Annotated in this window: 9 protein-coding genes; 8 read left to right on the top strand and 1 reads right to left on the bottom strand. The window is 62.4% G+C overall.

The window, feature by feature from the left end:
- Positions 1 to 252 precede the first annotated feature (252 nt).
- Positions 253 to 975, bottom strand: a complete 723-nt coding sequence (locus tag DTW89_RS17050) for a Crp/Fnr family transcriptional regulator (protein ID WP_111867435.1) — start codon at positions 973 to 975, stop codon at positions 253 to 255.
- Positions 976 to 1201: 226 nt separating this feature from the next.
- On the opposite strand from DTW89_RS17050, the gene DTW89_RS17045 reads away from it, so the two are divergent.
- The 8 genes from DTW89_RS17045 to DTW89_RS17010 all read left to right on the top strand — a co-directional run bounded on the left by DTW89_RS17045 (position 1202) and on the right by DTW89_RS17010 (position 11383).
- Positions 1202 to 2305, top strand: a complete 1104-nt coding sequence (locus DTW89_RS17045) for an ABC transporter substrate-binding protein (protein ID WP_236637188.1) — start codon at positions 1202 to 1204, stop codon at positions 2303 to 2305.
- Positions 2306 to 2469: 164 nt separating this feature from the next.
- Entirely contained in the window at positions 2470 to 4404 is a 1935-nt protein-coding gene (locus tag DTW89_RS17040; RefSeq protein WP_114656790.1) for an AMP-dependent synthetase/ligase, read from the top strand.
- Positions 4405 to 4422: 18 nt separating this feature from the next.
- The gene (locus DTW89_RS17035; RefSeq protein ID WP_024813131.1) at positions 4423 to 5208 is read left to right on the top strand and encodes an ABC transporter ATP-binding protein; all 786 of its coding nucleotides are present in this window, start codon (positions 4423 to 4425) and stop codon (positions 5206 to 5208) included.
- A 109-nt stretch (positions 5209 to 5317) separates the two neighbouring features.
- The gene (locus DTW89_RS17030; RefSeq protein ID WP_024813132.1) at positions 5318 to 6247 is read left to right on the top strand and encodes a branched-chain amino acid ABC transporter permease; all 930 of its coding nucleotides are present in this window, start codon (positions 5318 to 5320) and stop codon (positions 6245 to 6247) included.
- Positions 6248 to 6364: 117 nt separating this feature from the next.
- Positions 6365 to 7441: a branched-chain amino acid ABC transporter permease gene (locus DTW89_RS17025; protein ID WP_024813133.1), complete on the top strand. Its 1077-nt coding sequence runs from the start codon at positions 6365 to 6367 to the stop codon at positions 7439 to 7441.
- A gap of 122 nt (positions 7442 to 7563) precedes the next feature.
- Positions 7564 to 8892: an ABC transporter substrate-binding protein gene (locus tag DTW89_RS17020; RefSeq protein ID WP_024813134.1), complete on the top strand. Its 1329-nt coding sequence runs from the start codon at positions 7564 to 7566 to the stop codon at positions 8890 to 8892.
- 205 nt (positions 8893 to 9097) lie between these two features.
- Positions 9098 to 9907, top strand: coding sequence for an ABC transporter ATP-binding protein (locus tag DTW89_RS17015; RefSeq protein WP_024813135.1), 810 nt, complete (start codon positions 9098 to 9100; stop codon positions 9905 to 9907).
- 228 nt (positions 9908 to 10135) lie between these two features.
- Positions 10136 to 11383: a phenylacetate--CoA ligase family protein gene (locus tag DTW89_RS17010; protein ID WP_114656789.1), complete on the top strand. Its 1248-nt coding sequence runs from the start codon at positions 10136 to 10138 to the stop codon at positions 11381 to 11383.
- The last annotated feature ends 310 nt before the right edge of the window (positions 11384 to 11693 follow it).

The following is an 11693-nucleotide window of genomic DNA, read 5'->3' as shown; positions in this document are numbered from 1 at the left end:
TCATCGCCATGGCGTTCCTGATCGCCGGCAAACTTACCCACCTGCCGGGCAATCCTCTGCTAAAAGCAAGGGCCTGACCATGGACTCAGTGGGGAATGTTGTACGCCACCCGAAATAGAAGAGAACCATATTTGGTCTATAAATAAATGCGACAGACCCCGCCATGCGTGTGCGTCCGGCCCCCAACAGAGCCGCCCTATTTGTAACAGTGCCATGACGCAAAAAGCGTCCGCACAGCAGGCCAGGGCCCTGTCAAACGTCTTTGCACTGAAAGATGCTGGACCGCAACGCAGAAAGCTCCAGCACCCGCAGCCCGCCGTACTCAATGCGGATGGCCCCTTGCTGTTCGAGCGCAGCCAGGGCCTCATTGACGCGCTGGCGCGACAGCCCCACCAGGTAAGCCAGCTCCTGCTGCGTGATGCGCAGCACCTCGCCCACATTGGGGTAAAGCACGGGGTTGAACAACGAGGCCAGGCTGCGTGCCACCCGCACATCGGGGTTGTTCAGCCGGTCGATCTCGCGCGCCGCAATGAACTGCCCCAGGCGTTCATTGAGCTGGTTCATCACAAAGCGGTTGAAGCCGATGGAGTGGTCGAGCAGCCAGTGAAAGGTGTCGATCGGCAGTCCCGCCACCACACTTTTGCGCAGGGCCTGGATGTTGTAGCGGTAGGGCTCGCGCTTGAGCGCGGTGCCCTCGCCAAACCAGCCGCCGGGAGGCACGCCAGTGAAAGTCATGGTCTGGCCCTGGGCGTTGTCGCTGCTCATCTTGAGCAGGCCCTCCACCACGCCAAACCAATAAGTCACCGGCCGCCCGAGACGGCAGACATAGTCCCCCGCTTTCGCGTCGCCCACCAGCAAGGAGGCCACGGCGCGTTCACGCTCGGCGGGCTGCAACGGCATCAGCCAGGGAATGCCGCCCAGCTCGGCCTCTGTGGGCGGGCGACGGCGCTGGTGCAAGGACAGATCGTGGGTCATGCGCGATTCTTCGGGGCGATGGAGACTCGGGTTTTAGGGGAATACCACGAGCCGAATTGTCGTCATAAAGACAAAAAAATGCCAATCCTCGCCGGATGATGGCCCCCGTTGGGAGCATCGCTCCCTGATTTCCAAGGACCAGCCGGTGAAACATCCCATCCGTTCGAGCACTTCGCAGGCCACAGGCCGCCCCGTTACCCATCTGGCCCGCCGCAAGCTGCTGGCGATGGCCGCGACGCTGCCCTGGCTGGGGGCAGGCAGCGTGCGGGCACAGGAGGGTTCGATCAAGATCGCCCAGTCCACCGCGCTCAGCGGCCCGCTGGCCGACCTGGGCTCGGCCATGCACCAGGGCGCCAAGGCCGCCTTTGCCGCCATCAACGCCAAGGGCGGAGTGCAAGGCCGCACCATCGAACTCGCCACACTCGACGATGCCTACGAAGTGCCCAAGGCACTGGCCAACGTCGAGCGGTTTCTGGCCGACAGCAGCTACTTTGCCCTGTTCAACTGCATGGGCACCCCCATGATCGACGCGATGCTACCCAAGGTGATCGAGAGCGGCATCCCTTTCTTTGCGCCGTTCACAGGGGCCCAGCTGAGCCGCACCAAGACCGCCCGCAATGTTTTCAACATCCGGGCAAGCTATGCCGACGAGGCCGAAAAACTGGTGCAGCACCTGTCCACGATCGGCATCCAGCGCATTGGCATCGTTTACCAGAACAACTCGTTCGGCAAGGAGGTATTCGACTCGGCCCGGCAATCCATGAGCCGACTCAAACTGCCGGAAGCCGCCGCTGTGACGGTTGAAAACAACGCCTCGGACGCCGGCGCGGCGGCGGCCAAGCTCGCAGAGGCCCACCCCGAAGCCGTCGTGATTGGCCTGGCGGGCAAGCCCACACTCGAGTTTGTGAAAGCGTTTCGAGCCCTCCGGCGCGGTGTAACGCTGTATGCACTGTCTGTCATGGGAACCCCTGCCACCGTGAAAGCGCTGGGAGCGGATGCGACGGGCATGGCGATTTCGCAGGTGGTGCCTCTGCCGTCGAACGTGGTCACACCGGTGGTGCGTGACTTCCAGGCGGCATGGAAAGCCTCAGGCGCCACGGCAGAGCCCTCGCACCTGGCGCTGGAGGGCTACATCAACGCCCGTGTGTTTGCCGAGGCGCTGCAGCGCGCCGGGCGCAATCCAACGCGCGCCGCCTTTATCGACGCCACCTGGAACCTCAAAAAGTGGGATCTGGGTGGCTTCGAGATCAACGCCACCACACCCGACCGCAATGCATCGCGCTTTGTGGAACTGACGCTGGTGGGACGGGATGGGCGCTTTATCCGATAGCCCGTGGCAACGAGGGTTCAACCCCATGAGGACTTTCCCGTAAATTGTCGTCCGAAAGACATGACGACGTCAAAGTCAGTCCTAGCATGGAGTCCAAAGCACTGCCACAAGGCCGCGCACCCGGCAGTCACCGGGCTGACACCTCATTAATATTAGGAACCGGAATGAAGACCACGTTCCCGCAACTGCTGCTCAAGCATGCTGCCGAGCGCCCCACGGCCCCGGCACTGCGCGAAAAAGAATACGGCATCTGGCAAACATGGACCTGGAAGGATGCCGCCCAGACCGTGCGCCATCTGGGCTGCGGTCTGCTCGCCCTGGGCTTCCAGCGCGGCCAAAACCTGGCCCTGGTGGGAGACAACCGCCCCCACCTCTATATGAGCATGGTGGCCGTGCAGAGCATTGGCGGCGTACCCATTCCCCTCTACCAGGATGCCGTGGCCTCTGAAATGGCCTTTGTGATGGAGGACGCCGAAGTCCAGTTCCTGTTCGCCGAGAACCAGGAACAGGTCGACAAACTGCTGGAAGTGCGCGAAACCGTGCCCGGCATGGCGCACATCATTTACGACGATCCTCGCGGCCTGCGCAACTACGACCAGCCCGGCCTGATCAGCACCGAAAAACTCAAGGAGCTGGGCGCCGAATGGGACCGCACCCACGCAGGTGTCTGGGATGCCCAGGTTGCACAAAACAGCCCCGACGACGTGTCTGTCATCCTCTACACCTCGGGCACCACCGGCAAGCCCAAGGGCGTGTGCCAGACGCACGCGAGCTTCATCGGCTCGGCCCAGGGCGGCGTCGAGGTGGACGGACTCAATCCCAAAGACAACGTGATCTCTTACCTGCCGCCGGCCTGGGTGGGTGACCACCTGTTCTCGCTGGCCCAGTGGCTGGTGGCCGGCTTCACCATCAATTGCCCCGAGTCGGCCGCCACCATATCGATCGACCTGCGCGAAATTGGTCCCACCTATTACTTCGCGCCGCCGCGCGTGTTTGAAGGCATGCTCACCTCCGTCTCCATCCGCATGGAAGACGCAGCCCCCTTCAAGCGCTGGATGTACTCCAAAGCCATGGACCTGGCCCGGCGCGTGGGCTCCGACATCCTTGACGGCAAGCCTGTGGGCCTCATGGACCGGCTGATGTACACGCTGGGCGACGTCACCATCTACGGGCCGCTGCGCAACGTGATGGGCCTGTCGCGCATTCGCGTGGCCTACACGGCCGGCGCCGCCATCGGCCCCGATTTGTTCCGCTTCTTCCGCTCCATCGGCATCAACCTCAAGCAGCTCTACGGCCAGACCGAGACCTGCGCCTATGTGTGCATCCAGAAAAACGGCCAGGTCAAGCTCAACACCGTGGGCCAGGCCGCGCCCGGCATCGAACTGAAAATCGCCGACAACGGCGAAGTGCTGGTCAAGGGCGTGTCGGTGCTCAAGGAGTACTACAAGCGCCCCGACGCCACGGCCGAGGTCATCGATGCCCATGGCTACTTCCACACGGGCGACGCCGGCGTGCTCGACCAGGACGGCCACCTGCGCATCATCGACCGCGCCAAAGACGTGGGCAAGCTCACGGGCGGCGCCATGTTCGCGCCCAACTACATCGAGAACAAGCTCAAGTTCTTCCCGCAGATCAAGGAAGCCGTGTGCTTTGGCCATGGCAAAGACCAGGTCTGTGCCTTCATCAACATCGACTACGAAGCCGTGGGCAACTGGGCTGAGCGCCAGGGCCTGCCCTACGGCGGCTATGTGGATCTGGCCTCCAAGCCCCAGGTGCTGCAGCTCATCGCCGAATGCATCGGCCAGGTCAATGCCGACCTGGCAGGCGAGCCTGGCATGTCGGACACGCAGGTGGCACGCTTTCTGGTGCTGCACAAGGAACTGGACCCCGACGACGACGAACTGACCCGCACCCGCAAGGTGCGCCGCAACTTCATCGCGCAGAAATATGGCGTGCTGGTCGATGCGCTCTACGGCGGGCGCACCGAGCAGTTCATCGAAACCCAGGTCAAGTTCGAGGATGGCCGCACAGGCAGCGTGAGCGCCACGCTGCAGATTCTCGACGCCAAGATCCATGCGCCTGCCAAGGTCAGTGCCTGAGTTACCGGAAAGCACCCCATGACCCAGAAAAAGATTGGCGACGTCATCCTGGACGTCAAGAACATCAGCCTGCGCTTTGGCGGCGTGAAGGCCCTGACCGACATCTCGTTCAACGTGAAGGAGCATGAAATCCGCTCCATCATCGGCCCCAACGGGGCCGGCAAGAGCTCCATGCTCAACTGCATCAACGGCGTCTACACGCCCTCGGAGGGCTCCATTACCTTCCGTGGCAAAACGTTCGACCACATGAACAGCCGCCAGGTGGCCGAGATGGGTGTGGCTCGCACCTTTCAGAACCTGGCGCTGTTCAAGGGCATGAGCGTGATCGACAACATCATGTCGGGGCGCAACCTCAAGATCAAGAGCAACCTGTTCCTGCAGGCGCTGCGCTGGGGCCCGGCAGAGCGCGAGGAAATCGCGCACCGCGAGAAGGTTGAGCACATCATCGACTTCCTCGAAATTCAGGCCTTCCGCAAGACCCCCGTGGGCCAATTGCCCTACGGCCTGCAAAAGCGCGTGGACCTGGGCCGGGCTCTCGCCATGGAGCCGCAGGTGCTGCTGCTCGACGAGCCCATGGCCGGCATGAACGTGGAAGAAAAGCAGGACATGTGCCGCTTCATCCTGGACGTGAACGACGAGTTTGGCACCACCATCGTGCTGATCGAGCACGACATGGGCGTGGTGATGGACATCTCCGACCGCGTGGTGGTGCTGGACTACGGCAAGAAGATCGGCGACGGCGCGCCGCAGGAAGTCCGCGACAACGAAGACGTGATCCGCGCCTATCTGGGCACCAGCCACTGAAAGCCTATGACCCCCACGCTTGTCACTTCGTGTACTGCGCTGCCCCCCGAGGGGGCCTCGGTCGCCTTGGGGCGGCCCGGCGCCGACCGACTTTGAACGGAAAAAACAAATGGCATTCTTTCTTGAAACACTGATTGGCGGCCTCATGGCCGGCATGCTCTATTCGCTGGTGGCCCTCGGCTTCGTGCTGATCTACAAGGCCTCGGGCGTTTTCAACTTCGCCCAGGGCGCCATGGTGCTGTTCGCAGCGCTGGCCATGGCCCGGTTTGCCGAGTGGATTCCCCAATGGACCGGCATCGACAACATGATCGTTGCCAACCTGCTGGCCTTCGTGATCGCGGGCATCTGCATGTTTGCAGTGGCCTGGCTCATTGAGCGCCTGGTGCTGCGCCACCTGGTCAACCAGGAAGGCGCCACGCTGCTCATGGCGACGCTGGGCATCACCTACTTTCTTGAAGGCCTGGGCCAGACGTTTTTTGGCAGCGACATCTACAAGATCGACGTCGGCATGCCCAAGGAGCCCGTGTTCCTGCTCGAATCGATGTTCGAGGGCGGTGTGCTGGTGAACAAGGAAGACGTGATCGCCGCCGGCATTGCGGCCGCGCTGGTGGTGATATTGAGCATCTTCTTCCAGAAGACCAAGACCGGCCGCGCCCTGCGCGCCGTGGCCGACGACCACCAGGCGGCGCAATCCATCGGCATTCCGCTCAACCGCATCTGGGTCATCGTCTGGTGTGTGGCGGGTGTCGTGGCCCTGGTGGCCGGGATGATCTGGGGCTCCAAGCTGGGTGTGCAGTTCTCGCTGACCACCGTGGCGCTGCGCGCCCTGCCGGTGGTGATTTTGGGCGGCCTGACCTCGGTGCCCGGCGCCATCATCGGCGGCCTGATCATCGGTGTGGGCGAGAAGCTCTCCGAGGTGTACCTGGGCCCGTTCGTGGGCGGTGGCATCGAAATCTGGTTTGCCTATGTGCTGGCCCTGGTGTTCCTGTTGTTCCGGCCCCAGGGTCTGTTTGGCGAAAAAATTATCGATCGTGTGTGAAACACACGATTCGCCCGAAGGGCGCTTCGCGCAGCGAAGAATGATTTTTCGGCGAAGGGCACGCAGTGCCCGCAGCCAAAAGATCATCGCCCTTGGTTGAAAGTTTAGGAGTAAATAATGTTCTACCGCGAAAACGGCCAGTTCAAGACCAGCTACCGGGCAGACCAGCAGGTCTTCCCGATCGCCCAGGACCGCATCGCCATTGCCCTGCTGCTGGCGGTGGCCTTCCTGGTGGTGCCCATGCTGGCCACCGATTATTTTTACCGCGCCATCCTGATCCCCCTGGTCATCATGTCGATGGCGGCCCTGGGCGTGAACATCCTCGTGGGCTACTGCGGGCAGATCTCGCTGGGCTCGGGTGCCTTCATGGCCGTGGGTGCTTACGGCGCCTTCAACTTCTTCGTGCGCTTTCCGGGCATGCCACTCATCCCCGCGCTGATCCTCGGCGGACTGTGCGCCACGTTCTTCGGCATCCTGTTCGGCCTGCCCAGCCTGCGCGTCAAGGGCCTATACCTCGCGGTGGCCACGCTGGCCGCGCAGTTCTTCAGCGACTGGATGTTCCTGCGCATCAAGTGGTTCACCAACAATTCCGATTCGGGCTCGGTGTCGGTGAACAACCTGCAGGTCTTTGGCATACCCATCGACAGCGCCATGAGCAAGTACATCTTCTGCCTGGCGCTGCTGGTGGTGGTGGCCATGCTGGCAAAGAACCTGGTGCGCGGCGCCATCGGCCGTGAATGGATGGCCATTCGCGACATGGACGTGGCTGCTGCGGTGATCGGCATCCGCCCCATGTATGCCAAGCTCAGCGCGTTCGCGGTCAGCTCCTTCATTGTCGGCATGGCCGGTGCACTGTGGGCCTTCGTGCACCTGAGCTCGTGGGAGCCGGCAGCGTTTTCTGTCGAAATCTCGTTCCGCCTGCTGTTCATGGTCATCATCGGCGGCATGGGTTCCATCATGGGCGCGTTCTTTGGCGCTGCCTTCATCGTGGTACTGCCCATTTTCCTGAACCAGTTTCTCCCGGCACTGGCCTCAACGTTTGGATTTGACATTTCCACGGCGGCGGTGTCGCACGCCGAATTGATGATTTTTGGCGCCCTGATCGTCTGGTTCCTGATTGTCGAACCCCATGGACTGGCAAAACTGTGGTCCATCGGCAAGCAGAAGATGCGCCTGTGGCCGTTCCCACACTGATACCCGCCACTGCAGGAAACCACTTACACGCAATTCCGGATACCGGCAGCCCTGATGGGCGCGTCCACTACCCATTTCGCATTTCCCCCGCGCTTCAATACTTTCATTCAAAGGAGACATCCATGAAGCTTTCGAAACTTGTGATTGCCGCAGCCGCCGTGGCCGCCTGTGCATCGTCGCTGAGCACCAGCGCTTTCGCACAGGCCAAGGAGCAGTTCTTCCCGCTCCTGTCCTACCGCACCGGCCCCTACGCGCCCAACGGCACGCCCTGGGCCAACGGCAAGCAGGACTACATCAAGATGATCAACGCCCGCGATGGCGGCATCAACGGAGTGAAGATCGCCTTTGAAGAGTGCGAAACCGGCTATGCGACCGACCGTGGTGTGGAATGCTACGAGCGTCTCAAGAGCCGCCCGGGCGTGGCCATGTTCGATCCGCAATCGACCGGTATCACCTTCGCCCTGACCGAAAAAGCCCCTGCCGACAAGATCCCGCTGATGACGCTGGGCTATGGCCTGTCGGTTTCGCAGGACGGCATGGCATTCAAGTGGAACTTCCCGCTGATGGGCAGCTATTGGACGGGCGCCGACATTTTGCTGCAGCACATTGGCAAGGGCCTGGGTGGCATGGACAAGCTCAAGGGCAAGAAAGTCACCCTCGTGTACCACGACAGTCCGTTCGGCAAAGAGCCCATCCCGCTGATGCAGGAACGCGCCAAGATGCACGGCTTCGAGCTGCAGATGCTGCCTGTGACTGCCCCTGGCGTCGAACAGAAGGCCACCTGGCTGCAGGTGCGCCAGAGCCGCCCCGACTACGTGCTGCTGTGGGGCTGGGGTGTGATGAACTCCACCGCCCTGAAGGAAGCCCAGGCGACGGGTTACCCACGCGAGAAGATGTATGGCGTGTGGTGGGCCGGTGCCGAACCCGATGTGCGCGACGTGGGCGAAGGTGCCAAGGGTTACCACGCACTGGCGCTCAATGGCTCGGGACAGCAGCCCAAGGTGATCCAGGACATCCTCAAGAACGTGCACGACAAGGGTCAGGGCACGGGTCCCAAGGACGAAGTGGGCTCGGTGCTGTACACCCGTGGCGTGATCATCCAGATGCTGAGCATCGAAGCCGTGCGCCGCGCGCAGGAACGCTTCGGCAAGGGCAAGGTCATGACCGGCGAACAAGTGCGCTGGGGCATGGAAAACCTGGCCCTCGACCAGAAGAAGCTGGACGCCCTGGGCTTCAACAACGTCATGCGCCCCATCTCCACCAGCTGCGCCGACCACATGGGTTCGACCTGGGCCCGGGTGCAAACCTGGGACGGAAAGAAGTGGGACGTTGGTGCCGACTGGTACCAGGCGGACGAGCAGATCCTCAAGCCCATGGTCAAGGCTGGCTCTGAGAAGTATCTGGCCGACAAGAAGATGACGCGCCGCGATGCGGCGGACTGCCAGAGCTAAGGACATCCCCCTGAGGCGCTGCGCGCCTTCCCCCTTCTCTTGCAGCGCTACGCGCTGCGGAAGGGGGACAACGCCAGCGCTGCGGGGCGGCCCTTGCGCGGCGTTCCTGGCCTGGGCCGCGCCAGTTATTACCGGCTGTGTTTACAGCCGCCAATCGAAAGGGGTGCACCGCAACCCTTTCGATTGGCAAAGCGAAGGCAACACAATGGACTCCAAAAACATCGTTCTGAACGTCAACGGCATCGAGGTCATTTACAACCACGTGATCCTCGTGCTCAAGGGTGTCTCGCTGCAGGTGCCCGAGGGCAGCATCGTCGCCATCCTGGGCGGCAATGGCGCCGGCAAGACCACCACGTTGCGCGCCGTCTCCAACCTGCTCAAGGGTGAACGGGGCGAGGTCACCAAGGGCAATATCGATCTGCGCGGCGAGCGCATCGAGAACCTCTCGCCGGCCGATCTGGTCAAGCGCGGCGTGGTGCAGGTGATGGAAGGGCGTCATTGCTTTGCCCACCTCACCATCGAGGAAAACCTGCTCACCGGCTCCTACACGCGGTCGAGCAAGGCCGAGATCGCTGCCAACCTGGAAAAGGTCTACAACTATTTTCCGCGCCTCAAGACGCGCCGCACCTCGCAGGCGGCCTACACCTCAGGGGGCGAGCAGCAGATGTGTGCCATTGGCCGCGCCCTGATGACCAACCCCAGCATGGTGCTGCTCGACGAGCCGTCCATGGGCCTGGCGCCCCAGATCGTGGAAGAGGTGTTCAACATCGTCAAGGACCTGAACACCAAGGAGAAAGTGACCTTTCTTCTGGCCGAGCAGAACACCAACATGGCACTGAAGTACTCCGACTACGGCTACATCATGGAATCGGGCCGCATTGTGATGGACGGTCCATCCTCCGACCTCGCCAGCAACGAAGACGTGAAGGAGTTCTACCTGGGCGTGGGCGGTGGTGAGCGCAAGAGCTTCAAGGACGTCAAGAGCTACAAGCGGCGCAAGCGCTGGTTGGCTTGAGCCCCCCTGTGTCGCCTGCGGCGCCTTCCCCCCCAAGGGGGGACGCCACCAGCGCGGCGGGGCGGCCCTTGCGCGGTGGCGCTTGCCTACGGCAGCGCCGGTTTCCAAGGCAGTGCGTCATTTACAACCCGGTCGATTTACTCTTAATTTCATAGCTGCTCGCGCTTAGCAGATAAGCGCTAGAGGCAGATTTCATTCAAAACCACCACCTCACAAGGAAACCCAGGCATGAGCACGTTCTATGACGCCCTGGAAACGCGCAGCCCCGCCGAGCGCGAAGCGGCCTTGATGGCGGCGCTGCCGCAGCAGATCGCCCATGCCCAGAAGGCATCGCCCGCGTTCGCCAGCATTCTGGCGGGGGTGGATGCTGGTGCGGTCACCAGCCGCGAGGCATTGGCCAAGTTGCCCGTGACACGCAAGTACGAGCTGCTGGAGCGCCAGCAGGCGGGCCGAGCCACCAATGTGTTTGGCGGCTTCAGCGCGCTGGGCTTTGGGCCGGGCATGACGCGCGTGTTTGCCAGCCCTGGAACCATCTACGAGCCCGAGGGCACGCGGCCCGATTACTGGCGCATGGCGCGGGCCATCCACGCCGCAGGCTTTCGGCCCGGCGAGTTGATACACAACAGCTTCAGCTACCACTTCGTGCCCGCAGGCTCCATGATGGAAACCGGCGCGCATGCGCTGGGCTGCACGGTCTTCCCCGGCGGCACGGGCCAGACCGAGCAGCAGGTGCTGGCCATGGCCGAACTGCAGCCTGCGGGCTACATCGGCACGCCCAGCTTCCTCAAAATCATTATCGAGAAAGCTGCTGAACTGGGCGTGCCCCTGCCGAGCGTGAAAAAGGCCCTGGTCTCTGGCGAGGCGTTTCCACCCAGCCTGCGCGACTGGTTCGCCGAACGCGGCATCGCCGGCTACCAGTGCTACGCCACGGCCGATCTGGGGCTGATTGCCTATGAGACCACGGCACGCGAAGGCCTGGTGCTGGACGAAGGGGTGATCGTCGAGATCGTGCGCCCCGGTACGGGAGATCCGGTGCCGGAGGGCGAGGTGGGGGAAGTCGTGGTGACCACCCTGAACCCCGACTACCCGCTGATCCGTTTTGGCACCGGCGACCTGTCTGCCGTAATGCCCGGCATGTGCCCCACCGGCCGCACCAACACGCGCATCAAGGGCTGGATGGGGCGTGCCGACCAGACCACCAAGGTGCGGGGCATGTTCGTGCACCCGGGCCAGGTTGCCGACATTGCCCGCCGGTTTCCACAGGTGCTGCGGGCCAGGCTGGTGGTCAGCGGCGAAATGGCCAACGACGAGATGGTGCTGCAGGTCGAGACGCACGAAACCGCCGAGGGCCTGGCGCAACAGCTGGCCGAGGTCACCCGCGAAGTGACCAAGCTGCGCAGCGAAGTGCAAATGGTGGCCCCAGGCTCCCTGCCCAACGACGGCCGCGTCATTGAAGACGCACGCAGCTATCGCTGAAATGCCACACCGGGGCTGGCGCGGTTTGCTCCAGCGCAAAAACCCGGTGGTGGATCGCGCGCAGGGAGTGCAAAGTTTGCCTAGCGTTTACCCTGATTTTGCTATTTTATTGATAGCATAATGCGCTTACCACATAAGCGCTAGGTGGTGATATTAATAAAATTCATCCCTGACAAGCGCTAACAGGCTGCTGAAATACTCCCCAGCGTCCGAACCTGTTCAGCGGCCGTAGCCGCATTTTTCCGTATCCTGAAAGTCAACCCCTCAAAATCGCCTGCTTTCAGTCGCAAAGCACGGTTTTTTTGCCCCT

It is taken from the genome of Acidovorax sp. BoFeN1 (assembly GCF_003345135.1).
Classification (GTDB): Bacteria; Pseudomonadota; Gammaproteobacteria; order Burkholderiales; family Burkholderiaceae_C; genus Acidovorax; species Acidovorax defluvii.
The sequence above is the reverse complement of the archived record's forward strand: the minus strand, read 5'-3'. Positions and strand labels throughout refer to the sequence as shown.

What these genes read in the sequence shown, in the direction of transcription:
- DTW89_RS17050 (WP_111867435.1), bottom strand. Translation starts at nt 975, where the DNA reads ATGACCCACGATCTGTCCTTGCACCAGCGCCGTCGCCCGCCCACAGAG.
- DTW89_RS17045 (WP_236637188.1), top strand. Translation starts at nt 1,202, where the DNA reads ATGGCCGCGACGCTGCCCTGGCTGGGGGCAGGCAGCGTGCGGGCACAG.
- DTW89_RS17040 (WP_114656790.1), top strand. Translation starts at nt 2,470, where the DNA reads ATGAAGACCACGTTCCCGCAACTGCTGCTCAAGCATGCTGCCGAGCGC.
- DTW89_RS17035 (WP_024813131.1), top strand. Translation starts at nt 4,423, where the DNA reads ATGACCCAGAAAAAGATTGGCGACGTCATCCTGGACGTCAAGAACATC.
- DTW89_RS17030 (WP_024813132.1), top strand. Translation starts at nt 5,318, where the DNA reads ATGGCATTCTTTCTTGAAACACTGATTGGCGGCCTCATGGCCGGCATG.
- DTW89_RS17025 (WP_024813133.1), top strand. Translation starts at nt 6,365, where the DNA reads ATGTTCTACCGCGAAAACGGCCAGTTCAAGACCAGCTACCGGGCAGAC.
- DTW89_RS17020 (WP_024813134.1), top strand. Translation starts at nt 7,564, where the DNA reads ATGAAGCTTTCGAAACTTGTGATTGCCGCAGCCGCCGTGGCCGCCTGT.
- DTW89_RS17015 (WP_024813135.1), top strand. Translation starts at nt 9,098, where the DNA reads ATGGACTCCAAAAACATCGTTCTGAACGTCAACGGCATCGAGGTCATT.
- DTW89_RS17010 (WP_114656789.1), top strand. Translation starts at nt 10,136, where the DNA reads ATGAGCACGTTCTATGACGCCCTGGAAACGCGCAGCCCCGCCGAGCGC.